At 66.0% G+C, this 22,764-nt stretch carries 20 protein-coding genes; 8 read left to right on the forward strand and 12 right to left on the reverse strand.

Annotated elements, in window-relative coordinates:
* Positions 1-20 precede the first annotated feature (20 nt).
* The 6 genes from E8M01_RS04085 to E8M01_RS04110 all read right to left on the reverse strand — a co-directional run bounded on the left by E8M01_RS04085 (position 21) and on the right by E8M01_RS04110 (position 4,524).
* The gene (locus E8M01_RS04085; protein WP_136958944.1) at positions 21-305 is read right to left on the reverse strand and encodes a peptide-binding protein; all 285 of its coding nucleotides are present in this window, start codon (positions 303-305) and stop codon (positions 21-23) included.
* A 100-nt stretch (positions 306-405) separates the two neighbouring features.
* On the reverse strand, positions 406-915 hold the full coding sequence (locus E8M01_RS04090; RefSeq protein WP_136958945.1) for a GNAT family N-acetyltransferase: 510 nt from the start codon (positions 913-915) through the stop codon (positions 406-408).
* Positions 916-1,143: 228 nt separating this feature from the next.
* Positions 1,144-1,563: a hypothetical protein gene (locus tag E8M01_RS04095; RefSeq protein ID WP_246088593.1), complete on the reverse strand. Its 420-nt coding sequence runs from the start codon at positions 1,561-1,563 to the stop codon at positions 1,144-1,146.
* Positions 1,563-2,420 (reverse strand): AraC family transcriptional regulator, encoded by an 858-nt coding sequence (locus tag E8M01_RS04100; RefSeq protein ID WP_136958946.1) that lies wholly within the window; start codon positions 2,418-2,420, stop codon positions 1,563-1,565. Before E8M01_RS04100 ends, E8M01_RS04095 begins: the two co-directional genes overlap by 1 nt.
* A gap of 89 nt (positions 2,421-2,509) precedes the next feature.
* Positions 2,510-2,986: an NUDIX domain-containing protein gene (locus E8M01_RS04105; protein WP_136958947.1), complete on the reverse strand. Its 477-nt coding sequence runs from the start codon at positions 2,984-2,986 to the stop codon at positions 2,510-2,512.
* Positions 2,987-3,408: 422 nt separating this feature from the next.
* On the reverse strand, positions 3,409-4,524 hold the full coding sequence (locus E8M01_RS04110) for a lipocalin-like domain-containing protein (protein ID WP_136958948.1): 1,116 nt from the start codon (positions 4,522-4,524) through the stop codon (positions 3,409-3,411).
* Positions 4,525-4,808: 284 nt separating this feature from the next.
* Here E8M01_RS04110 and mbfA point away from each other — a divergent pair, with 284 nt between their 5' ends.
* Positions 4,809-5,780, forward strand: coding sequence for an iron exporter MbfA (gene mbfA / locus E8M01_RS04115; RefSeq protein WP_136958949.1), 972 nt, complete (start codon positions 4,809-4,811; stop codon positions 5,778-5,780).
* Positions 5,781-5,889: 109 nt separating this feature from the next.
* Positions 5,890-6,744, forward strand: coding sequence for a metallophosphoesterase family protein (locus E8M01_RS04120; RefSeq protein WP_170181771.1), 855 nt, complete (start codon positions 5,890-5,892; stop codon positions 6,742-6,744).
* Between the two features lie 402 nt (positions 6,745-7,146).
* Here the strand turns inward: E8M01_RS04120 and fliJ are convergent, their stop codons facing one another.
* Entirely contained in the window at positions 7,147-7,566 is a 420-nt protein-coding gene (fliJ, locus tag E8M01_RS04125; RefSeq protein WP_136964443.1) for a flagellar export protein FliJ, read from the reverse strand.
* 195 nt (positions 7,567-7,761) lie between these two features.
* Positions 7,762-9,090, reverse strand: coding sequence for a flagellar protein export ATPase FliI (gene fliI / locus E8M01_RS04130; protein WP_136958951.1), 1,329 nt, complete (start codon positions 9,088-9,090; stop codon positions 7,762-7,764).
* 780 nt (positions 9,091-9,870) lie between these two features.
* Between fliI and ctrA the strand changes: the two genes are divergently transcribed.
* From ctrA to cysK, 3 genes are all read left to right on the forward strand, one after another.
* Entirely contained in the window at positions 9,871-10,572 is a 702-nt protein-coding gene (ctrA, locus tag E8M01_RS04135) for a response regulator transcription factor CtrA (RefSeq protein ID WP_136958952.1), read from the forward strand.
* 238 nt (positions 10,573-10,810) lie between these two features.
* The gene (locus E8M01_RS04140) at positions 10,811-11,209 is read left to right on the forward strand and encodes a PaaI family thioesterase (protein WP_136958953.1); all 399 of its coding nucleotides are present in this window, start codon (positions 10,811-10,813) and stop codon (positions 11,207-11,209) included.
* A 541-nt stretch (positions 11,210-11,750) separates the two neighbouring features.
* Complete coding sequence (gene cysK, locus E8M01_RS04145; RefSeq protein ID WP_136958954.1) at positions 11,751-12,728, forward strand: cysteine synthase A; 978 nt, start codon at positions 11,751-11,753, stop codon at positions 12,726-12,728.
* Between the two features lie 33 nt (positions 12,729-12,761).
* Here cysK and E8M01_RS04150 read toward each other — a convergent pair whose 3' ends face one another.
* The 3 genes from E8M01_RS04150 to E8M01_RS04160 form a co-directional block, all read right to left on the reverse strand.
* Positions 12,762-14,672 carry a propionyl-CoA synthetase gene (locus E8M01_RS04150; RefSeq protein ID WP_136958955.1) on the reverse strand — a complete coding sequence of 637 codons (1,911 nt, stop codon included), beginning with the start codon at positions 14,670-14,672 and terminating at the stop codon, positions 12,762-12,764.
* Positions 14,673-14,913: 241 nt separating this feature from the next.
* Positions 14,914-16,563, reverse strand: a complete 1,650-nt coding sequence (locus E8M01_RS04155; RefSeq protein WP_136958956.1) for an FAD-binding dehydrogenase — start codon at positions 16,561-16,563, stop codon at positions 14,914-14,916.
* A 169-nt stretch (positions 16,564-16,732) separates the two neighbouring features.
* Positions 16,733-18,355, reverse strand: a complete 1,623-nt coding sequence (locus E8M01_RS04160) for an acyl-CoA synthetase (RefSeq protein ID WP_136958957.1) — start codon at positions 18,353-18,355, stop codon at positions 16,733-16,735.
* Between the two features lie 453 nt (positions 18,356-18,808).
* Here E8M01_RS04160 and E8M01_RS04165 point away from each other — a divergent pair, with 453 nt between their 5' ends.
* Positions 18,809-19,546 (forward strand): outer membrane protein, encoded by a 738-nt coding sequence (locus tag E8M01_RS04165; protein WP_136958958.1) that lies wholly within the window; start codon positions 18,809-18,811, stop codon positions 19,544-19,546.
* An 88-nt stretch (positions 19,547-19,634) separates the two neighbouring features.
* Here E8M01_RS04165 and E8M01_RS04170 read toward each other — a convergent pair whose 3' ends face one another.
* A complete protein-coding gene (locus E8M01_RS04170) occupies positions 19,635-20,570 on the reverse strand; it encodes a LysR family transcriptional regulator (RefSeq protein WP_170181772.1) in 936 nt (311 codons plus the stop codon).
* A 113-nt stretch (positions 20,571-20,683) separates the two neighbouring features.
* On the opposite strand from E8M01_RS04170, the gene E8M01_RS04175 reads away from it, so the two are divergent.
* Positions 20,684-21,892 carry a cytochrome P450 gene (locus E8M01_RS04175; RefSeq protein ID WP_136958960.1) on the forward strand — a complete coding sequence of 403 codons (1,209 nt, stop codon included), beginning with the start codon at positions 20,684-20,686 and terminating at the stop codon, positions 21,890-21,892.
* 12 nt (positions 21,893-21,904) lie between these two features.
* Positions 21,905-22,762, forward strand: coding sequence for an isocitrate lyase/PEP mutase family protein (locus E8M01_RS04180; RefSeq protein WP_136958961.1), 858 nt, complete (start codon positions 21,905-21,907; stop codon positions 22,760-22,762).
* Positions 22,763-22,764 lie beyond the last annotated feature (2 nt).

Here is a 22,764-nt window from a genome sequence, read left to right on the forward strand (position 1 = left end):
GGCCTCGCCGGCCGCTCCGCTCAGAAGCAGGCGACGAACTCGCGGATGACCCAGCCCATCGGCTTGCCGCTCTCCCGATCGACGACATAGACCCAGGGCCGGCCGCGATTGTCTTCGCCGCTGCGCACCCGCGTCACCAGGGTGCCGTTGCGCACGGCGCCCAGCACCGCGCCGTTCGGCGCATCGCGGACATTGAGCGGCGTGCCGGTCGGGTCCATCACCCGGCACCGGTCGGACTGCGCTTGCGCCGGTGCGGCGAAAACGAACATTGCGCCGACAAGCGTCACGGCTGCGACACGGACCATGGTCTTCACTCCTCAGCCGCCCCCGGCCCAGGATGCCGAGGATAGTCAGCCGCCGCGGCCAACAGGTCAATTCACGCGCGAGCCCGGCCGCGGCCGGAATTCAGCCGGCGCGGGCGCCCCTTAGCGACCCCTGGACACCATCGAAGGCGCCCTCGACCAGTTCGGCGACCAGGAGACGGGCCGGATCGACCGGCCCCGGCAGCGACAGCCGGCCGGGCGGCACCATCTTGAAGCCGAAGCGATTGTAATAGGGCGCGTCGCCGACCAGCACGACCAGCCGATGGCCCTTGGCCTTGGCCACATCGAGCGAGCGTTTCATCAGCGCCGCGCCGATACCGCGGCTCTGGAAGGCCGGATCGATGGTGATCGGGCCGAGCAGGATGGCCTCGACATCCGAACCGATGACGACCGGCGACAGGCGGATCGAGCCGACCAGCAGCGTGCCGACGCGGGCGGTGAAGCAAAGGTCGATGAACGGCTGGACGCCTTCGCGCAGCCGGAACGCGGTGCGGGCGAAACGGCCCGGGCCGAAGGCGCGCTCATGCAGCCGGTCGATGGCGGGATTGTCGGCAGGGATTTCGGGTTGAAGGTCGAGGGACAGGTCGGGCATCAGCTCAAGCTCAGCGGCACGAAGACGAACGGAACATTGCGGGCGGTGGAATTCACACCGGCCGTCGTCGTCGCGCAGCGAAAGCGAAGCTCGAACATGTCATATGGCGCGCATAGCATGGCGCGCCAAAGTCGTCACTAGGCCTGTCAGCCGATCAGGCAGGACGGGGAACCCAGCGCTATCGAGGCAAGACCATCGGCCAGGTTCGAGCCATCGAAGATCCCGCCGTCAGAGCCCCTCGCGCTGCCGCTGCGCGCGGATGAAGTCCGGCCCGCAGGCGAGCTTGGCGGCGGTCGGCGTCGTCTCGTCCAGCACCCGCCAGAACGGCGTGATGGCGGTCACCGCCGCGCCGGCGCGATGGGCTTCATAGGCCACCTCCGCGACCGCGCGGAGGTGAAAGCCGGTGGTGATCGGACAGGTCACCTCGGCCTCGAATTGGCGCGCCAGCTGCCTGCGCAGCATCTTCACGTCCATGCTGGTGCCGGCCGGGATCTTGCCGATGAAATCGGCGATGATCGCCGGCGACGGCACCAGCATGATCTCGCCGGCCTTCATGCCGGCGATGTCGGCCGGCACCGGCTTGACCACCGGCGGCGGCGCCCCTTCGAACTTTTCGATCCAGGACTTTCGTTTGCTTTTGCCGGTCATCATGACGTCTCGCGCAGCGGCAGGTAGATGTCGGTCAGGAGTTCGGCCGGCGCGGTGTCGCGCGGGCTGTTGAGGTAGTCCTCGAAACAAGGCGCATCGGCGGCCTCCCGGCCGGAATTGACCAGCCAGTCGCCATAGAGCCACTGATAGGCCGACTTCATCGTGGCGTAGGGCCCCTTGTGGCGCAAGACGGCATAGCTGCCGCCGGCGATCTCGGTCATTTCCACCGGCGGCTCGACCGCGACGGCTGTGCCGGAGACGACGCAGGCGCGTGAGCGCAACTGGCTTTCCGGCACCACCGAGGGATCGTCGAGATAGACCCCGAGCATGCGCATGCCCGGCCGGATCAACTGGCGCGGGCCAAGCCAGCCAAACAGGCGGTCGAAGGCCTGGCCGATCTCCATATAGGACCCGACATGGGCGATCGAGACGGCCTTGAGGGTCGGAACGGTGGTGATCGTGATCTCATGCATGGCGGAAACCTCTTCTGGGGATTTCTGGAAATGGCTGTGCGTGCCGTGCCGGCGATATTGCGCCGGCGGCATGCCGTAGGCAGCGCGGAAGATGCGCGTGAACGACTGCAGGTTCGGGTAGCCCGACCGCTCCGCGATCTCCGCGATCGGCAGGGAGGTCTGGGCCAGCAGGCCGGCGGCGCGATGCAGGCGCAGGCGCTTCACCGTCTGGGCGATCGTCTCGCCATGCACCGCGTGATAGATGCGGTGCCAGTGATAGGTCGACAGGCAGGCCACCTCGGCGAGCTTGTCGAGGTCGATGTCGTCGTCGAGATGAGCGTAGATATGGGCGGTCACCCGCTCCAGGCGATCGCTATAGGTCGTCCAGTTCCGATCGTCCCGCATCGCGGCTGCCCCGTCTTCATCCTGAGCGGGACGCTATCACGGGCCATTTTGACAAATCTTGCGGAGTTGACGGCCGCCGGCCGCCGTCATCACCAGACCGGGGTCGCAGGCCGCCCCTCGAACATTTCGGCAAGCCTTTCACGCGTGCCACGCGTGGTGCCTTCGGGAAGGGCGTCGCGGGCGAAGAAGCCATGGGCGATGATCTCGGCATTCGGCACCGGCGGGCTCGGCTGCCGCCAGGCCTCGACCCGGTACAGCGCCACGTGGTCGCGTTTCGAGGTATGGGCGTTGAGATAGAGGCCGACCAGCTGCGCCGGCGCCGTCAGTTCGACATTGGCCTCCTCGCGCAATTCAGTGGCGAGCGCGTCGGCCATGGTCTGGCCAACCTCGACCCCGCCGCCCGGGAAGTACCAGCCCGGCATGTAGCTGTGCTTGACCAGCAGGACACGGCTTTCGCCGTCGATCACGCAGGCGCGCACGCCGAGCGTCATGCCGCGCGCGAACCGCCAATAGAGATGCAGCAGGGGTGTCAGCCGGGAGCGCTTGTTTGGATCGGCAAAAATCATGCCCGACTCGTCCCATCAACGAAACCGATGAAATGTTGCACAACCATGAAGGACACTAATCAGAAATGCATGGCTGATAAGTAAGACAGGGGGTAACTGGCCCGCCTTCAGGCGCCTATCTATCGCTCATGTTGCGCTGCAATAACAGGCAACGCCGAACCTTTTGGGAGTTTCCCATGCTGATCGCTCTGTTCTCGACGCTGTTCTCGCGCCGCACCGGGTTTCGCTGGCAGCCGTCCATCGAGATCCGTGACGGTCACACCGCAGCCATTCTCGGTATCTATTCCCGCGACTGAAGCCAACCTCCCCTCTGGCTGAAGTTGTGGTAGGGCGCCCGCTGAGCTTCGGCTCGCGGGCGCCTTCTTCTTAGGCACGTGTCCTGCTGCCCGTGACGCCGGCGCGCCATGGCCCGGAGGCCAGGTTCAGACCGCCGGCGGCCGGGCGTGGCCGAAATACATGAGTTCCCAGAGCGCCTCTTCCTCGACCGCCTCGACCAGATCGTCGGCGACGAAGCGCTGCAGCGTCAGCTTTCCGGTGAACCGCAGATAGGCGCCATCGAAGCCGATCAGCCTGGCGGCGATGCGCTTCAGCAGAGGCAGCCGGTCGACGAACTTGGCTTGCAGGATCGTCGCCGCACGCTCGAACGTGATCAGATAGCGCTCGTCCTTGTCGCGGTACTCGTAGCGGGTGATGTCGGCAACCGGCTTGCCGGTCACCGCATCGGCATTCACCCGATCGGTCGTGAACACCACCTTGGCGTCATCGTCGGCGATCACCGTTCCGTTCCTGGCCAGCATGAAGACGGTCTGGGACGCGTAGCCATAGGCTTCGGCGGCGGTGATATAGGCGGCGATGACCGTGTAGGGGCCAACCTTGGCCCGTCCCCAATACCAACAGTGCATCAGATCGGTCATCGGCACGTCACCCCAATTGTGGTCGTGGTAGCCGATCCCTTCGGTGCGATAGTGCGCGTCGCCGATCCGGTAGGTCACCGTCGCGTGGCCCTGCGGCACCGACGGCAGCCAGGCGAACAGATGTTCTCTGGGCGGCTGGCCAAAGTAGAGATGGCCGGATTTCGGCCGCCAGGGCCGGATTTCGCCGACCAGTTCGATGTCGACGGCGACATCCCCGATCTCGGCCGTGATGCGGTAGCGATGGAGGTCGCCGGCGAAATGATTGTCGCCGATCCAGACGTCGCAGCCGTCTTTTGACGCCCGGAAGGCGTCAGGCGCGGCATGCAGGATTTTCTCGATCGAGCGCCCGTCGGCGAGATCGAGATTGATCGTTATCACCGGTGCCAGGCGGCTCTTCGGCTCGGTGATCGGCTTGGTGTAGAAGATCACGACCAGTTTGGTGCCGTCGTCCAGATGCGCGTCGAAATACCACCATTCATAGGTGCCTTTGGCGTCTTCGATGCGCAATCCGTCCTCAAAGGGCGCAACCTCCGCTGGCGCGATGCCAAGCCCGCGATAGTCTTCCGGGTCACTGGCAAGGCGCAGCAGGCCGGCGCGATCCTGCGCCGCATTCGGGGACGTCATGCGAAGCTCCGCTATCCGTTGGGGATGATCAGGGGGCGATGCGCCAGGCGAAGCCGACCGGCGTGAAGCAGTGCCTGGCACACGCAATCATGAGTGGTGTCCAGCCGCCGCGCCAGGGCCAAGTGGCCGGCTGAGCGCGATAATTCGAGGCGCCTGCGTGACCTGCGATGCCGCCGCCCTCGCAGCGGCGCAGGCCGGCGCCCGCCCGCGAAAACGCCCCGACGGCTGGCCATAAGATTAGAAATATTCTAAACTGATGGCTTCATCAATGTCTCGAGGCCATGATGGTTTCCCTGTCCGATCTGACCGAAGCGCAGGTGCTGGCGCTCGCCATTGCCAATGAGGAAGAGGATGGGCGAATCTACCTCGCCTTCGCCCAGCACCTGGACCCCGAATATCCAGCCTCCGCCAAGGTGTTCCGCGACATGGCCACCGAAGAGGCCGGCCACCGCGGCCGGCTTTATGATCTCTTCCGCGACAGGTTCGGCGAGCACCTGCCGCTGGTGCGCCGCCAGGACGTCGCGGGCTTCCTCAAGCGCAAGCCCAACTGGCTGATCTGCAATCTCGGCATCGCGCGGATCCGCGCCGAGGCCGAGAGCATGGAAGCCGAGGCGGCCGCCTTCTATCGCAAGGCCGCGGCCGACGCCCGCGACATATCGATCCGCCAATTGCTGACCGAACTGGCTGACGAAGAGGCAAGCCACGAGAGCCTCGCCCACCACCTGACCGAGACGCACCTGACACCCGAGGCGCGTGAATCCGAGGATGCCGGCGCCCGTCGGCGCTTCGTGCTCACCTATGTCCAGCCGGGTCTCGCCGGCCTGATGGACGGTTCGGTCTCGACGCTGGCGCCGGTCTTCGCAGCGGCCTTTGCCACCCATGACAATGGCGCCACCTTCATCGTGGCGCTGGCGGCCGCGCTCGGCGCCGGCATTTCGATGGGGCTGACCGAAGCGCTGTCCGATGATGGCAAGATCACCGGGCGCGGCTCACCGGTCATTCGCGGCTGGGTCTGCGGCCTGATGACGGCGCTCGGCGGCCTTGGCCATGCCGTCCCCTATCTGATCCCGACCGCCTGGCCGAACGGCTTCTGGATCGCCACCTCGATCGCCATTGCGATTGTCGTGATCGAGCTCTGGGCGATCGCCTGGATCCGCTGGCGCTTCATGGACACGCCGTTCCTGAAGGCGGTGTTTCAGATCGTGGTCGGTGGCACCCTGGTGCTGATCACCGGCATCCTGCTCGGCAATGCCTGATGCCGCAGGATCGGCGCAGCCTCCGTCACCCGCGAAGAAAATACGAGATAACAAGAGGATAGCCGGTTTTCCGTTGCCATGGCCGGGGAAAACCCTCTACAGCGGAGCCATGTTCCGCCTGGCCCACCTGTCCGACCTCCATATCGGCCCCTTGCCCGAACCGGGCTGGCGCGAACTCGCCGGCAAACGTCTGACCGGTTATCTCAACTGGCGCCGCGGGCGGGCCGAACACCACCGGATGGCGGTGCTGGACCGCGTCCTCGCCGATATCGCCGGTGTCAGGCCCGACCATGTGGCGGTCACCGGCGACCTGATCAATCTCGGGCTTGCCGGCGAATATGGTCCGGCCTTGTCGCTGCTGGAACGCATCGGTCCGCCCGACCGCGTCAGCGTCGTGCCGGGCAATCACGACGCCTATATCAGGGCGACCTTGCCGGCCATCGTCGGGCATTGGGCGCCCTGGTTCGCCGGCGATCACGAACCGCCGCCGCCCGGTCTCGACGAGGCCTTTCCCTTCGTCCGCAGGCGTGGCCGCGTGGCGCTGATCGGCGTCAATAGCGGCGTGCCGAAACCGCCGTTCCTGGCCACCGGCACGCTCGGCCAAAGACAGCTTGCAGCTCTTGGCGAGACGCTCGATGCGCTGCGCCAGGAGGGCCTGGCGCGGGTCCTGCTCATCCATCATCCACCCTTCCCGATCGGCTGGCACAAACAGCTGACCGACCATACCGGGCTCGCGGCGATCTTGAGCCGGAGCGGCGCCGAGCTGGTCCTGCACGGCCACACCCATGTCGGATCGGTCCGGCAGTTCGACGGCGCCGGCGGCCCGATCCCGGTTCACGGCGTCGCCTCGGCCTCGGCGGCCGATGACGGCACGTCCGAACCCGCCGGCTGGAACCTGGTCAGCATCGACGGCGCGCCCGGCGCCTGGCAGGTCATGGTCGAGACAAGGCGGCCGGCCGCGTAGCGGGCAAGCGGCGAGTGGCTGATAGCGAGTAGCGAGTAGCGAATAGCGAATGGGGATGAAGCGGAACGCGTGGTGCGCGCAAACCCTCTCCCGCGTCTTCGCGGGAGAGGGTGGCGCCGCATAGCGAGTGCGAACGCATCTCGCGTTCGCTCGATGCTATGAGGCGCCGGGTGAGGGTCTAATTCAGCGCCCACCCATCATTTCCAAGGGGAATGCGCGTCGCGGACCGACGCAACCACCCTCACCCGGCGGCTCCGCCGCCACCCTCTCCCACGAAGACGTGGGCGAGGGTTCGCGCAGCCCTCGCCGCCCCATTCGCCATTCGCATTCGCCCTTTTCACACCAAAAAGCGCGCGGTTCTCGCCGCGCGCCTTCAGCTGTCATCATACCGATTTGTGCGGCTTAGGCGCCGATATAGGATCCCCGACGGGAGAGCCCGATGCGGTCCATCTCGGCTTGTTCGCGCGCGGCATCCGCCGCTCTGTCGCGCGCGCTTTCGCGCTCGTCCAGGATCTCGACCTTCTTGAGGTCTTCAAAGGCTTCGGCAAGCAACGCCTTGGCGTCGTCGAGCTGGCCCTTCAGTTCGTTCGCCGAGCCAAGCAGGTTGTCGCGGCGCTGGCCGGCGGCCTTGGCATAGGTCGGATAGGCATAGTGGCCGGGGTCGTGGATGTTCGCCCGGTTCTGTTCGGTCAGAATCTCGCGATCGAGTTCGTTCGCCATGCGTTCGAACTCAGCGATCATCATTTCGATCTGCGCGACCTGACGGCGTTTCTCATCAACCTGAAAGCGCTTCAGGCGGATCAGGGTCTCTCGCGACTTCATCGACACACACTCCCAGAAGTCTCACTTGCCCACATCCCAACCAAAGGGAATGCGGGGGAAATCGGCATTCTTAACGTGAACGCCGCCTTCCTCATCGCCGTTGGTGTAACATCGTTGAGGTTGAGATTCCGTTTCCGTAAAGCTTGAAAATGTCTGAATCGGCAGGTGCATAAGGCCAAGGCTTCATGCGTGTCCTCAGGCTGTGGCATCGGTGGCGGTCTCCGCCACGATGGCCGCGAGCGCGGCATAACCCGCAGCCAGCCCGCAGACCTCGTCCTTGCCCTGGGAGAGAAAAGCCTCGAGCGCCGGCTGCAGGCGGATCGCCTCGTCGACCTCCGCCGAGGAGCCCTGGCGATAGGCGCCGAGCCGGATCAGCTCCTCCATGTCGCCATAGGTCGACAGCAGCCGTTTGGCCCGCTGGATCACCGGCCAATAGGCCGGGTCGGCCGAGCGCGGCATGGTCCGCGACACGCTCTTCAGCACATTGATCGCCGGATAGCGCCCGCGTTCGGCGATCGCCCGTTCCATCACGATATGGCCGTCCAGAATGCCGCGCACCGCGTCGGCGACCGGCTCGTTGTGATCGTCGCCATCGACCAGCACGGTGAAGATCGCGGTGATTGCACCCTCGCCGGAGCCGGGACCGGCGCGTTCGAGCAGGCGCGGCAGTTCGGAGAACACGGTCGGCGTATAGCCCTTGGCGGTCGGCGGCTCGCCGGCCGAGAGGCCGATCTCGCGCTGGGCCATGGCGAAGCGGGTCACCGAGTCCATCATCAGCATGACCTGCTGATCCTGGTCGCGGAAATATTCGGCGATCGACAAGGTCAGATAGGCCGCCTGCTTGCGCATCAGCGCCGGCTCGTCCGAGGTTGCGACCACCACCACCGAGCGCGCCAGACCCTCGTCGCCGAGGTCCTCCTGCAGGAATTCCTGGACCTCTCGGCCGCGTTCGCCGATCAGCCCGATCACCGAGACATCGGCATCGACATTGCGTGCGATCATCGACAGCAGCACCGATTTGCCGACGCCCGAGCCGGCGAAAATGCCCATGCGCTGGCCGCGGCAGCAGGTCAGGAAGGTGTTGAGCGCCTTGACGCCGAGGTCCAGCGGCTTGCCGACCCGCTTGCGGGTATGGGCGGCCGGCGGGGCGGCACGGAACGGCATGGGATCGCCGCCCTGCGGCAAGGGCCCCTTGCCGTCGATCGGCTCGCCCAGCGCATTGACCACCCGGCCGAGCCAGCCGGCGCTCGGCCTGATCGCCGCCGGCGCCAGCGAGACCAGCGCCTTGCAACCGCGCCGGACGCCTTCCAGGCCGGCAAAGGGCATCAGCAGGGCCTGGTCGCCGTTGAACCCGACCACCTCGCAGGGAATCGGCCGGACGCCGGTCTCGACCGTCACCCGCGCCCCCACCGACATGGCATGAACCGGACCTGCCGCCTCCACCATCAGCCCGCGCACGCCCGCGACGCGCCCGTAAATGGTCACTGCATCGATGTCGGCGATCTGGTCGGCAAGCGCCCGCATAACGGCATGTCCGGCATTCGAGGAAGGGGATTGTTAAGACCGCGGCCGGCCGGCGCGGAAAGTGCCGGCGCGCGTTAGGCCTAATCTCAAGCCTTGGAGGCTTTTGGTCAACGAACCGTTAATTTCAACGGCGCGTTAACCGGCACCGGCAGAATTTGCCGGCCACGGGCCGGGCGCCGGCCCCTGATCGTGCAATTTTCGTCAGCGCGGGCTCCGCCGTTTACCACCTCTTAACCATGTCCCCGGTAGAAATTGCCCATTGCGGCACGACCGGCCCCCTCCCCGGTCATTGCCCACGAAGACCGGCTGCCGCCGCGGCCGGCCTGGATTTTCGGCCTCGCCTTAACGCGGGAGCCTGATCGTATTTCCAAGTAAAGCCAGATGGCGCCCGGATTCCGCCGGTCGCCGTAACCCTTCCTTAACCCGGCCCGTTAATGATGGTTGTCAGCCAATTAAAGGCAGCCGCGGTCGTTAACGGTTCGGGCGGACAGGCCCCGCACGAACCCTGATCTCGGCAAGGCAGTTCCAGGACGCCGGCGACACGACTGAAATGGTCGATTCGGCAGTGGGTTGGAGTGAGTCGCAAAAATCTTTTGCGAAGACTCTTGCCCCGGCGAATCACAGTTTGTTAACCATTAAGACGTAGCGTCGAATCAGTGAACGGGGACGGATCCCACCAACCCTCCGCGCGGCGGTGGAGGATCGGGATCGCTATGCCGAACGGCTGCTTCGTCTTACGTGGCGGGGTGGTCGGTCAGGGGCCAGCGGAAGGGGATGAGCATGCGCGTTCTGTTGATTGAAGATGACAGCGCCACTGCCAAAAGCATCGAGCTGATGCTCAAATCCGAGAGTTTCAACGTTTACACGACGGATCTCGGCGAAGAGGGCATCGACCTCGGAAAACTATACGACTACGACATTATTCTTCTTGATCTCAACTTGCCCGACATGTCCGGCTATGAGGTTCTGAAGTCCCTGCGCGTCGCCAAGGTCAAGACCCCGATCCTGATCCTGTCGGGCCTCGCCGGCATCGAAGACAAGGTGCGCGGCCTCGGTTTCGGCGCCGACGACTACCTCACCAAGCCTTTTCACAAAGACGAGCTGGTCGCCCGCATTCATGCGATCGTGCGCCGCTCCAAGGGTCACGCCCAGTCGGTCATCACCACCGGCGATCTCCTGGTCAATCTCGACCAGAAGACCGTCGAGGTCGGCGGCCAGCGGGTCCACCTCACCGGCAAGGAGTACCAGATGCTGGAACTCCTCTCGCTGCGCAAAGGCACGACGCTGACCAAGGAGATGTTCCTCAACCATCTCTATGGCGGCATGGACGAGCCGGAGCTGAAGATCATCGACGTGTTCATCTGCAAGCTGCGCAAGAAGCTCGCGAATGCCTCCGACGGCAAGAACTACATCGAGACGGTCTGGGGCCGCGGCTACGTGCTGCGCGAGCCGTCGGAAATGGAAGAGCGCATCCCCGCCTGAGCGCAAGAGCCGGGCCTTGTTTGGGCCTCGCTTGCGTCATACCGCCGTCATCCCCATCTGTGATATCACAGCTCAACCACTTGGCGAGCACGGATGAAATGCCGCCAGGTGACGGAGGCCCCGCCGGGAAACCGAGCGGGGCTTTTTGTTGCCCGCTCCATCGTGCCGCCGGCTTGACCCGCCGGCGCCGCGCGTCTCACTCTCCGGCGCCCGATCGCTCCGTTGCAGGAAGCCGCCGATGACCGCGCTCGACAAGATCAGATCTTTCCCCCTGCCCTTCGCCGCCCTGCTCGGCATCGACTATGTCGAAGCCGGCCCCGACCGCATCGTCGCACGCCTGCTGGTCCGCGAGGACCTCTGCACGGCCGGCAGCGCCATCCATGGCGGCGCGGTCATGGCCTTTGCCGACACGCTGGGCGCGGCCGCGACCGTGGTGAACCTGCCGGAGGGTACCAAGGGCACCACGACGCTGGAAAGCAAGACCAATTTCGTCGCGGCGGCCAAGGTGGGCACGACGGTCACCGGCACGACCACGCCGGTGCATCGCGGCAGCCGCACCCAGGTCTGGCAAACCCGCATCGAGCGCGAGGACGGCAAGCTGGTGGCCCTGGTCACGCAGACGCAGTTGATCCTGTAAGGACGCTGGACCGCCGACCGTCGCCGGCCCGCCGCGGCTGGCCGGCCCGACCCCGGTTCAATAGGGCGTGCCGTCCCTATGCGCGAACGACCATGGGCCATCCGGCCGAGCCGTCGCCGATCTCCAGAAAACCGCGTCGGCGCCCGAGGGATCGCCGAGTGGCCGCCTGATAGGTCCCGCCATGCGCGAGAAGAACGGTTCGGGATAGTGCGACGGCTTGCTGGGCGGCCGGGCTTCGGCCGCGACGATGGCCGGCGGACAGGGCTTTGTTTCGGTCTATGTCCGGCCTCGCTTCCGGCCGCGACCGCCGGCGTGCGACGCCGCGGCAGACCATTCTTGCCGCGGCCATTGCCGGCACGGAAGCCGGGCCCCGGGACGAGGCTGCCGGCCGTTCTCCGATCCCAGCACACTTGGGAAAAACATTCTCTCCCAGGTTGAATTTGAGAAAGGCCTTCTCTTATTTCGCAACAGGTCTCGCTTTTCCGTAGAAAATTCCTTCCCCGCTCGTCATCATCGCGCTCCTTTCAGCCTGGGTGCCGTCATGACCGCTCACGTTTCTCCCGCCAAGACCCGCAAGCCCGGCCGCGGCCGGATCTACGATTCGATCACCGACACCATTGGCGATACCCCGCTCGTGCGCCTGGACCGGCTCGGCAAGATTCATGGCGCCAAGGCGACGATCCTGGCCAAGCTCGAATTCTTCAATCCGATCGCCAGCGTCAAGGATCGCATCGGGGTGTCCATGCTCGATGCTCTGGCGTCGGCCGGAAAGATCAATCCGCAGACCGTGCTGATCGAGCCGACCTCGGGCAATACCGGCATCGCGCTGGCCTTTGCCGCCGCCGCGCGCGGCATCAAGCTGGTTCTGGTCATGCCCGAGACCATGTCGATCGAACGGCGCAAGATGCTGGCGCTGCTGGGCGCCGAACTGGTGCTGACCGAAGGCCCGAAGGGCATGAAGGGCGCCATCGCCAAGGCCGAGGAACTGGCCGCCGAGAACCCGCACGCGATCATTCCGCAGCAGTTCAAGAACCCGGCCAATCCGGAAATCCACCGCCAGACCACCGCGGAAGAGATCTGGAACGATACCGAGGGCAATGTCGACATCTTCGTCTCGGGCGTCGGCACCGGCGGCACCATTACCGGCGTCGGCCAGGTGCTCAAGGCCAGGAAGCCCGGCGTCCGCATCGTCGCGGTCGAGCCGACCGACTCGCCGGTTCTGTCAGGCGGCAATCCCGGTCCGCACAAGATCCAGGGTATCGGTGCCGGTTTCGTGCCCGACATTCTCGATCGTGCTGTCATCGACGAGGTCGTCACCGTCACCAACGACCAGGCCTTCACGGTGGCCCGCGAACTGGCGCGCGTCGAAGGCATTCCGGTCGGCATTTCCTCGGGCGCCGCCGTGCAGGTCGCGCTCGACCTTGCCAAGAAGCCGGACAATGCCGGCAAGACCATTGTCGTGATCATCCCGAGCTTTGCCGAGCGCTACCTGTCGACGGCGCTGTTCGACGGCCTGTGACGGTTCTGGCGGGGCGCGCGCCAGCGCGCGCCTTCACCGCCTGCGCAGCTTGAGCGCGTCTTCGATCTCGGCGAGCACGGCGGGGTCGTCGATGGTCGCCGGAACAGACCATTCCACACCGTCGGCGATCTTCTTCATCGTGCCGCGCAAGATCTTGCCCGAACGCGTCTTGGGCAGGCGCTGAACGGTGATCGCCAGCTTGAAGGCCGCCACCGGGCCGATCTTGTCGCGGACCAGCGCCACCAGTTCGCGCTCGATCTCGGCCGGCTCCTTGTTGACGCCCGCCTTGAGCACCACGAAACCGCAGGGCACTTCGCCCTTCAGGCTGTCGGCCATGCCGATGACCGCGCATTCCGCGACATCCGGATGGGCCGACAGCACCTCCTCCATGCCGCCGGTCGACAGGCGATGCCCGGCGACGTTGATGATGTCGTCGGTGCGGCCCATGATGTAGAGATAGCCGTCCTCGTCGATGAAGCCGGCATCCGAGGTCGAATAGAACCCCGGAAACTGGGTCAGATAGCCGTCCTTGAACCGGTCGTCCTGCTGCCACAGCGTCGGCAGCGCCCCTGGCGGCAGCGGCAACCTCACGACGATCGAGCCCATGGTCCTGGCCGGCATGTCGTGGCCAGCCTCGTCGACGACGCGCACGTCATAACCCGGCATCGGCACCGTCGGCGAGCCCGGCTTGACCGGCAGCAGGCCGAGGCCGACGGGATTGCCGACCATGCACCAGCCGCTCTCGGTCTGCCACCAATGGTCGATCACCGGCACGCCCAGCATCTTCTCGGCCCAGAGCACGGTGTCCGGATCGGCGCGTTCGCCGGCGAGGAACAGGGTGCGGAACCCGGCGAGCGCGTAGCGCTTCAGGTGCTCGGCGTTCGGATCTTCCTTCTTGATCGCGCGGAAGGCGGTGGGCGCCGTGAACAGCGCCTTCACTCCGTGCTCGGCAATCACCCGCCAATAGGCGCCGGGATCGGGCGTGCCGACCGGCTTGCCCTCATAGAGGATCGAGGTCGCGCCGATGAACAGCGGCGCATAGACGATATAGGAATGGCCCACGACCCAGCCGACATCGGAGGCCGCCCAGAACACCTCGCCGGGCGCAATGCCGTAGAGATTGGTCATCGACCAGGCGAGCGCGACCATGTGGCCGCCATTGTCGCGCACCACGCCCTTCGGCTTGCCAGTGGTGCCCGAGGTATAAAGCACATAGAGCGGATCGGTGGCGGCGACCGCCACGCAATCGGCCTGGCGCCCGCGGGCCTTGGCATGGGTGACCAGGCCCTGCCAGTCGTGATCGCGTCCGGCAACCAGCGACGCCTCGACTTGCGGGCGTTGCAGGATCACGCAGGCCGAAGGCTTCGACAGCGCCAGGTCGATGGCGCCGTCGAGCAGCGGCTTATAGGCAATCACCCTGGCACCCTCGATGCCGCAGGAGGCCGAGACGATCACCTTGGGGTGGCAATCGTCGATGCGGGTGGCCAGTTCCTTGGCGGCGAAGCCGCCGAACACCACCGAATGAACCGCGCCGATGCGGGCGCAGGCGAGCATTGCCACCATCGCCTCCGGCACCATCGGCATATAGACGATGACGCGGTCGCCCTTGCCGACGCCGAGATCCTGCAGCACCGCCGCGAAGGTCGCGACCTCATCCTTCAGTTCCGCGTAGCTGATGGTCCGCTTGGTGCCGGTGACCGGTGAATCATAGATCACCGCCGTCCGGTCGGGATGATCAGCGGCATGCCGGTCGACGGCGTTGTGGCAGGTGTTGCAGGTCGCCCCGACATACCAGCGGCCATAGGCACCCTGGTCCGGGTCGAACACCTTGGTCGCCGGCGTGAACCAGTCGATGGCCTTGGCCGCCTCGGCCCAGAATCCGACCGGATCGGCCTTCCAGGCCGCATAGGTCGCCGCATAGCGGGACGGCGTCGGCGCATCCATCGGGCGTCTCCTCATTGTCTGCAGGGCAAGGCGGTCTTGTCGCCGCTCTCGCCGATCTCCAAAGCTCCCTAGACCTGAGCCGGCGCCATTGTCGCTGGCCTGGGGCCGAGCGCAACCCGCACCGCCCCTCACCGTTCGGCCGAGGCCGCGCCGGACTTTCGTCTGACGGCGTCACCGCCTGTGCCCCGGGACGACCGGCCTGATGTTGTCGACGCCCGGCAGCCGAAGACCTTGCGTCCGGTCAGCCGACGGCCTTGGCTGCCGCCCTGCCCGCGGTCCGGCCGGAAAAGATGCAGCCGCCGAGGAACGTGCCCTCGAGCGAACGATAGCCGTGCACGCCGCCGCCGCCGAAGCCCGCCACCTCGCCGGCCGAATAGACATTGCCGAGCGGCAGGCCGTCGGCGCCGAGCACCCGGCCGTCGAGATCGGTCTGCAGCCCGCCCAGGGTCTTGCGGGTGAGGATATTGAGCTTCACCGCGATCAACGGTCCCTTGGCCGGGTCGAGGATGCGGTGCGGCGGCGCTGTGCGCATCAGCTTGTCGCCGCGATAATTGCGCGCACCCCGGATGGCGATCACCTGGGCATCCTTGGAGAAGCCGTTCTCGGTCTCGCGGTCGCGCGCGACGATCTCGCGCTCGAGCGCCTCCGGGTCGATCAGCGTGGTGCCGACCAGCTCGTTCATCCGCCGGCCAAGCGTCTTGATATCGGTGTCGACAATGAAGTCCGCGCCCTTGTCCATGAAGGCCTGGACCGGCGGCGGCAGGCCTTTGCCGAGCCGCGACAGGATGCCGGTTATGCTCTTGTTGGTCAGGTCGGGGTTCTGCTCGGATCCCGACAGTGCGAATTCCTTCTTGATGATCGCCCGCGACAGCACGAACCAGGTGTAGCCGTGGCCGGTCTTCATGATGTGGTCGAGGCTCGCCAGCGTATCGAAGCCGGGGAAGTTCGGCGCCGGCAGGCGTTTGCCGGTCGCGTCCAGCCAGACCGACGACGGCCCCGGCAGGATGCGGATGCCATGGTTCGGCCAGATCGGGTTCCAGTTCCGGACCCCCTCGACATAGTGCCACATGCGGTCGCGGTTCACGATGCGCCCGCCGGCGGCCTCGGTGATCAGCTGCATGCGCCCGTCGACATGTTCGGGCACGCCGGAAACCAGGAACTCCGGCGGCGTGCCGAGGCGCTCCGGCCAGTTCTTGCGCACCAGGTCGAAATTGCCGCCGATACCGCCTGAAGTGACCAGGATCGCCTGGGCCTTCAGCGCGAAGGACCCGGTCGCGACCCGCGAGCTCGATTGACCACGCGCCACCGAAGTCGGCTCGAGGATCTCGCCTTCGACCCCGTCAATGGCGCCGCCGGACCGGGTAAAGCCGTTGACCCGGTGGCGGAACTTCAGCTGCACCAGGCCCTTGGCGGCGGCCTCGCGGAGCTTGGCCACGAAAGGCGCGATCACGCCCGGGCCGGTGCCCCAGGTGACATGGAAGCGCGGCACCGAATTGCCGTGGCCGGTGGCCAGCCCGCCGCCGCGCTCGGCCCAGCCGACCAGCGGAAACCAGCGCATGCCCTGTTGATGCAGCCAGGCGCGCTTCTCGCCATGGGCGAAATGGACATAGGCCTCGGCCCACTGGCGGGCCCAATCGTCCTCCGGCCGGTCGAAGCCGGCCGAGCCCTGCCAATCCTGCCAGGCCAGATCGAATGTGTCCTTGATGCCCATGCGTCGCTGCTCGGGGCTGTCGACGAAGAACAAGCCGCCGAACGACCAGAAGGCCTGGCCGCCGAGATTCTGCTCGCCTTCCTGATCGAGCAGGATCACCTTCCGGCCGGCCGCCGCCAGTTCGGCGGTGGCGACCAGGCCGGCGAGCCCGCCGCCGACGACGATGACATCCGCGTCCATGCGCGCTTCTCCCCCTGCCCGGCCCTGGCGGGATCGGCTGAAGCCCGATCCCCATCATGCCGCAATGCCACCACGCGAGGCCGCGGCGAGCCGGCTGCTTGCCGCTTGTTTCACGCATTGTGACCGAGCGTCGGGGGAGTGCAAGCGCGCGTGATCGCTCCAGCCGGCGTCAGAGTGCCCTGGCCATTTCTCTCAGCCGGAACTTCTGGATCTTGCCGGTCGAGGTCTTCGGCAATTCGGCAAACACCACGGTGCGCGGGCATTTGAACGCGGCCAGGTGCTGCCGGCACCAGGCCATGATCTCCTCGGCCGTCGCCTCGGCGCCAGGCTTCAGCTCGACGAAGGCACAGGGCGTCTCGCCCCATTTGTCGTCGGGCCTGGCGACCACCGCCGCGGCCTGCACCGCCGGATGTTTGAACAGCGCATCCTCGACCTCGATCGACGAGATGTTCTCGCCGCCGGAGATGATGATGTCCTTGGAGCGGTCCTTGAGCTGGATATAGCCGTCGGGATGGAGCACGCCGAGATCGCCGGAATGGAACCAGCCGCCGGCAAAGGCCTCGTCCGACGCGGCCTTGTTCTTCAGGTAGCCCTTCATCACCACATTGCCGCGGAACATCACCTCGCCCAGCGTCGTGCCATCGGCCGGCACCCGCACCATGGTCTCCGGGTTCATCACGGTCATGTCGTCGAGCACGGTATAGGGCACGCCCTGGCGCGCTTTCCTGGCGGCATAGTCGGCGCTGTCGAGCCCATCCCAGTCGCGATGCCAGTCGTTGATCACGGCCGGGCCATAGGTCTCGGTCAGGCCGTAGAGATGGGTCACCTCGAAACCGGCGGCCTGCATGGCGGCGAGCACCGCCTCCGGCGGCGGCGCAGCGGCGGTGAAGAACGACACCTGGTCGCCGATCGGCCGCTTTTCGCTCGCCGGCGCATTGAGCAAGAGGCTCATCACGACGGGCGCGCCGCAAAGATGCGTCACTCCATGATCGGCGATGGCGTCATACATCGCCTTGGCGCGCACCCAGCGCAGACAGACATGGGTGCCGGCGACGGCGGAAATCGACCAGGGGAAGCACCAGCCGTTGCAGTGGAACATCGGCAGCGTCCACAGATAGACCGGGTGCTTGGCCATGCCGCAGGTGACGATATTGCCCAGCGCCAGGAGATAGGCGCCGCGGTGGTGATAGACCACGCCCTTCGGATTGCCGGTCGTGCCAGACGTATAATTGAGCGCGATCGCATCCCATTCGTCGTCGGGCCGCCGCCAGGCGAAGTCCGGGTCGCCGCTGGCAATGAAATCTTCATATTCGACCGCGCCGATCCGCTCGCCCGGACCGTCATATTCCGGATCGTCATAGGTAATGACGATCGGCTTGACCTTGGCCTGGGCCAGCGCGTCGCGCGCCAGCGCGGAAAATTCCCGGTCGACGATGAACACCTTGGCTTCGCCGTGATCCAGCGAGAAGGCGATGATCGGGGCGTCCAGCCGGGTGTTGAGCGTGTTCAGCACGCCGCCGGCCATCGGCACGCCGTAGTGGCATTCGAGCATGGCCGGCGTATTGGCGATCAGCGCCGCCACCGTGTCGCCCTTGCCGATGCCGGCCTTGGCCAGCGCCGAGGCGAGCCGGCGCGAGCGGGCATAGAACTCGGCATAGCTTCGCCGGATCCTGCCGTGAATCAGCGCGCAATGGTCCGGAAAGACCCGCGCCGAGCGCTCCAGGAACGACAGCGGCGTCAACGGCTGATGATTCGCTTCGCGCTTCGGGAGGTCGGTATCGTAGACACTCATCGCGGATCCCTTCGCGACCGTCGCGTTTCGGCCTCGACCCTAGAAGCCCGTAGCGCCGGGTTCAACATGAGCCTTCGCGCCGTCTCGGCTCAACCCCGCTGTGTCATTGCAGAATCATGGTTCACGGCCAATGCCGGCCCGACCGCGTTGCCGGTGCAATTGGCCGAAACAAGATTTCAATCGCCACACCAACAACGTTATCAATGTTCTAATGACCTTACGGCAGGTGTGATCCCTAGGACACAGCACCATGCAAACAGTCCACAGGCCGGGGGAGCACGGCCGGCACAACGCTCTTGTTAGTTGATTTCTCATTCTCGTCGGCTAGAGGTCAGACGTGATGGATGGACATGTGTTGGCAGGGCCTAGCGCCGCCGCTGACCTTGCCTCGAAAATCAATAAGCATGACGGCCCGTGCAGACGGACCGCCGAAGTCAAAAAGGAAATGACCTCATGAAGAAGTTTCTTCTCGCGGGCGCTGCTCTCGCCGCTCTCGCTTCCGGCGCTCAGGCCGCCGACCTCGGCGTCCAGCGCGTTGCCGTTCCCTCGGCGATCCTCGTTCCGGCGTTCTCGTGGACCGGCTTCTACGCCGGCGCCCACATCGGCTGGGGTTCGGCTCGTTCCAGCTACCGTGACAACACCGGCACGTTCTTCAACAGCAGCCTGACCTCGAACGGCGTCTTTGGTGGCGTTCAGGTTGGCTATAACTGGCAGATCAACCAGTTCGTTCTCGGCGTCGAGGGTGACGTTTCGGCCGGTGGGCTCAGCAAGCGTACGACTGACACCACTGTCGGTAGCCTGACGTTTGGCGACAGCTACCGCACCTCGGTGCCGTTCCTCGGCTCGTTGCGTGTTCGCGCCGGCCTCGCCGCCGACCGCGCTCTGTTCTACGTGACCGGTGGTCTCGGCGTCGCGACCTTCTCGGACAAGTATTTCGACGCTTCGGTCGGCCCGACTGGCACGACCTTCTCGTCGTCCAGCACCCGCGTCGGCTACACCGTCGGTGGCGGCATCGAGTATGCCTTCACCCAGAACTGGACCGCCAAGGTCGAGTATCTCTATTACGGCTTCGGCGACCGTTCGAACATCTTCACGGCGAACGACCGCTTCTCGCAGAACATCCACACCGTCAAGCTGGGCGTGAACTACCTGTTCTCGACCGGTCCGGGCGCCGTGGTTGCTCGCTACTGATTAGATTACGATCCCCTCGGGATCGTGACGAACGGGCCGCCTTCGGGCGGCCCGTTTTCGTTTGAGCCGGCCGTTGCGGCCAGGACAACTACGTCTGGCTCTGCCGTGACAAGACAGGTTTTCCGGCAAGGCTCGGCGCATTGCGCAGCAGCGCGAGCAGATTGAGCGTCGCGGCGCTGAGATAGCCGCCCCGGCGCACCACGGCAAAAACCGGATTGGCGACATCAAGATCGGCCAGCCGAATGGTCGCCAGCGAACCGGCGCGCAACTCCTCGTCGATGGCGCTTTCCGGCAGCAGCGCGAGGCCGAGGCCAGCCTCGATCAGGCGCTTTTTCGCATTGAGGCTGTCGACCGGCGTCCAGCGGATCTCCGCGATGCCGCGGGCCTGAAACTGCGCGAAGATATTGTCGGCGAATGTCTCACGCTGATCATAGGCATTCCGGAATGCGAACCACGGCTCGCCGCTGAGCGTGGCCAGCGACGCGAGCGTCTTGCCCGCGAAACGATGTTCGGCCGCGCAGACCACGACCATGGTCTCGGATGCGATATGTTCGCAGATGATGTCGGGGGCGGTGTCGAGCAGATAGCGCAGCCCGATCATCGCCTCGCCCCGCCGCACCAGATCGCTGACCTCGGCGCTGGTGGCGGTGCTGATCGACAGGTCGATCTTCGGGTGGTCGGTGACGAAGCGCTTGAGAATGGTGGTGAGATTCGTGCCGGCAAGGGTGCCGACCGCGACGATCGAGACCCGCCCGGCGGTCTCAGTCCGCATCGTGTCGATCGCATTCTCGGCATCGCGCAGGGCCGCCAGCACGCGTTCGGCATGGGGCAGCAAGGCGCGGCCTGCCTGGCTCAGCACCACGCCGCCGGCCGCGCGTTCGAAGACCGGCACGCCGAGTTCGTCCTCGAGCAGCGCGATGCGCCGGCTGATGGCGGGTTGCGAGCGGCCGAGTATTTCCGCCGCGCGGGAAAAGCCATTGGCCTGATGAATGGTGACGAAGGTCAAAAGCGCGTCGCTGTCCATGGCATGCAAAAACCTGATCGCGATGAGAAGAATTATGACTTCGACAAATGAAGATGCAAGGAGCATCGATAGACTGAGAGCACCGCCTCGGCGCGCCCGATGGAGTTTTCGACATGCAGACGATGACCCTGGCAGCCGAACCGCAGCATGTTCGCGCGGCGCCCTCCCATCCCGACCCCTACCCCTATTACGGCCGTCTCGCCCGCGAGCGACCATTCTTCCGGGACGAGACCAATGGCTGGTGGGTCGCGGCCAGCGCCGCGGCCGTCACGGCAGTCTTGACCAGCGAACTCTGTCTCACCCGTCCGTCGAGCGAGCCGGTCCCGGAAGCGCTGCGCGACGGCGCCGCCGCGGAGCTCTTTGGCCGGTTGGTGCGCCTGCGCGACGACGAGGCGCGCGGCAGGCTCAAGGCTGCGGTGACGGCCGCGTTGCGCAGCATCGACCTCGGGCAGGTCGCCGACCTGACGCGGCGGCGCGCCGCCGAACTGGACAGCGAGCTCGGGCCGACGCTCGACGCGGCCAGCACCACGCGGTTCATGTTCGCTTTGCCGGTGCAGGTGGTCGCACAATTGCTCGGGCTCCCCCACACGCGCTTCGGCGACGCCATGGGTTGGCTTGGTGATTATGGCGCCGCCGCCGCGGCGGCCGGAACCGGGATCCCCACGCCGACACCCGAGCTCGTCACGCGCGGGCACCGCGGCGCGCAGGCGCTGTTCGATCTCGTCCGCGCCATCAAGGACGACGATACGGCGCGCGGCCCGCTGCTCGGGGCGCTGGTACGCGAAGCAAGGCTTGCCGGCTGCGACGACGAGAAGGACGTCGTCGCCAACGCCATCGGCTACATGATCCAAGGCTATGCTGCGATGGCCTCGTTGATCGGCTCGACGCTGCTGGCGCTGGCGCGGCGGCCAGCGCTGCGCGCCGAGGTCGATGCCGACAGGACCCTGCTGCGTCCGCTCGTCCAGGAAGTGGTTCGCTGCGACCCGGTCACCAACAGCACCTTCCGCTTCATGGCGCGTGATGGCGAGATCGCCGGACACAGGCTGCGCCAGGGCGAGATGATCATCGTGCTGCTGGCTGCGGCCAACCGCGATCCGGCACTCAATCCAGAACCCGATCGCTTCGACATCGCGCGCACCGACCGGAAATATCTCGAATTCGGCGCCGGCTCGCACGTCTGTCCGGCCGACCGGTTCGCCGTGCTGGTCGTCGAGATCGCGGTCGATCATTTGCTGACCCGCGGCGTGCCTCTGGAGCGGCTGGAATCGTCGCTCTCATATGCTGCGTCGGGTCACGTCCGCACGCCCTTGTTCAAGGCTTGAGAGGAGGCCGACATGCCCCATGACCGCGACGACGCCGCGCGCCTGTTCAAGGCGCTGCACGCCGCGAAAGGCGGCTTCATCATGCCGAACGCATGGGACGGCGGCAGCGCCGCCGTGCTGGCGGCAGCAGGCTTCCCGGCCATCGCGACGACCAGCGCGGGGATTGCCTTTGCGCTGGCCAAGCAGGACTACGGGGTGACGTCGGCGGCGCTCGCGGTGCCCCGCGACGAGATGTTCGACCAGATGCGCCAGATCGTCCGTGTGGCCGGTGTTCCGGTGAATGCCGATCTCGAAGCAGGTTATGGCGACAGTCCGGAAGCGGTCGCCGAGACCATCACCATGGCGATCGATGCCGGTCTCGCCGGCGGCAACATCGAGGACAAGATCCCGGGTCATCGGGAACTTTATGACGAGGTGCTCGCGGTCGAGCGCATCGCGGCGGCCCGTGCCGCGATCGACGCACGCGGCAGCGCCTTCGTGCTGACGGCGCGAAGCGATGCCATTCTTCAAGCGGGCAAGGCCGGCATGGCCGACGGCATTCGCCGATCAAATCGCTTTCGCGAGGCCGGCGCCGATTGTCTCTATGTACCGGGTGCATCCGATATCGAGACGGTCACCGAGCTGGTGCGCGAAATCACCGGGCCGATCAATGTCGTCATGGGGCTCGGCACCACCAAGGGCAACGCCCGGGCGCTGCTCGCCGCCGGCGTCCAGCGCATCAGCCTCGGCGGCAGCATCGCACGCTCCGCGCTCGGATTCGTCCGTCGCTGTGCCGAAGAGTTGCGCGATCACGGAACGATCGGGTTCACCGAGCAGCAGATCTCCGGGTCCGATCTCAACGCGCTGTTCGCGCGGGCGCGCGGCGTCTAGGG

The sequence above is a fragment of the Phreatobacter stygius genome, assembly GCF_005144885.1.
Classification (GTDB): Bacteria; Pseudomonadota; Alphaproteobacteria; order Rhizobiales; family Phreatobacteraceae; genus Phreatobacter; species Phreatobacter stygius.

Excerpts from the sequence above, each read along its gene's own strand:
- E8M01_RS04085 (WP_136958944.1), bottom strand. The coding sequence starts at position 305 with ATGGTCCGTGTCGCAGCCGTGACGCTTGTCGGCGCAATGTTCGTTTTC.
- E8M01_RS04090 (WP_136958945.1), bottom strand. The coding sequence starts at position 915 with ATGCCCGACCTGTCCCTCGACCTTCAACCCGAAATCCCTGCCGACAAT.
- E8M01_RS04095 (WP_246088593.1), bottom strand. The coding sequence starts at position 1,563 with ATGACCGGCAAAAGCAAACGAAAGTCCTGGATCGAAAAGTTCGAAGGG.
- E8M01_RS04100 (WP_136958946.1), bottom strand. The coding sequence starts at position 2,420 with ATGCGGGACGATCGGAACTGGACGACCTATAGCGATCGCCTGGAGCGG.
- E8M01_RS04105 (WP_136958947.1), bottom strand. The coding sequence starts at position 2,986 with ATGATTTTTGCCGATCCAAACAAGCGCTCCCGGCTGACACCCCTGCTG.
- E8M01_RS04110 (WP_136958948.1), bottom strand. The coding sequence starts at position 4,524 with ATGACGTCCCCGAATGCGGCGCAGGATCGCGCCGGCCTGCTGCGCCTT.
- mbfA (WP_136958949.1), top strand. The coding sequence starts at position 4,809 with ATGGTTTCCCTGTCCGATCTGACCGAAGCGCAGGTGCTGGCGCTCGCC.
- E8M01_RS04120 (WP_170181771.1), top strand. The coding sequence starts at position 5,890 with ATGTTCCGCCTGGCCCACCTGTCCGACCTCCATATCGGCCCCTTGCCC.
- fliJ (WP_136964443.1), bottom strand. The coding sequence starts at position 7,566 with ATGAAGTCGCGAGAGACCCTGATCCGCCTGAAGCGCTTTCAGGTTGAT.
- fliI (WP_136958951.1), bottom strand. The coding sequence starts at position 9,090 with ATGCGGGCGCTTGCCGACCAGATCGCCGACATCGATGCAGTGACCATT.
- ctrA (WP_136958952.1), top strand. The coding sequence starts at position 9,871 with ATGCGCGTTCTGTTGATTGAAGATGACAGCGCCACTGCCAAAAGCATC.
- E8M01_RS04140 (WP_136958953.1), top strand. The coding sequence starts at position 10,811 with ATGACCGCGCTCGACAAGATCAGATCTTTCCCCCTGCCCTTCGCCGCC.
- cysK (WP_136958954.1), top strand. The coding sequence starts at position 11,751 with ATGACCGCTCACGTTTCTCCCGCCAAGACCCGCAAGCCCGGCCGCGGC.
- E8M01_RS04150 (WP_136958955.1), bottom strand. The coding sequence starts at position 14,672 with ATGGATGCGCCGACGCCGTCCCGCTATGCGGCGACCTATGCGGCCTGG.
- E8M01_RS04155 (WP_136958956.1), bottom strand. The coding sequence starts at position 16,563 with ATGGACGCGGATGTCATCGTCGTCGGCGGCGGGCTCGCCGGCCTGGTC.
- E8M01_RS04160 (WP_136958957.1), bottom strand. The coding sequence starts at position 18,355 with ATGAGTGTCTACGATACCGACCTCCCGAAGCGCGAAGCGAATCATCAG.
- E8M01_RS04165 (WP_136958958.1), top strand. The coding sequence starts at position 18,809 with ATGAAGAAGTTTCTTCTCGCGGGCGCTGCTCTCGCCGCTCTCGCTTCC.
- E8M01_RS04170 (WP_170181772.1), bottom strand. The coding sequence starts at position 20,570 with ATGGACAGCGACGCGCTTTTGACCTTCGTCACCATTCATCAGGCCAAT.
- E8M01_RS04175 (WP_136958960.1), top strand. The coding sequence starts at position 20,684 with ATGCAGACGATGACCCTGGCAGCCGAACCGCAGCATGTTCGCGCGGCG.
- E8M01_RS04180 (WP_136958961.1), top strand. The coding sequence starts at position 21,905 with ATGCCCCATGACCGCGACGACGCCGCGCGCCTGTTCAAGGCGCTGCAC.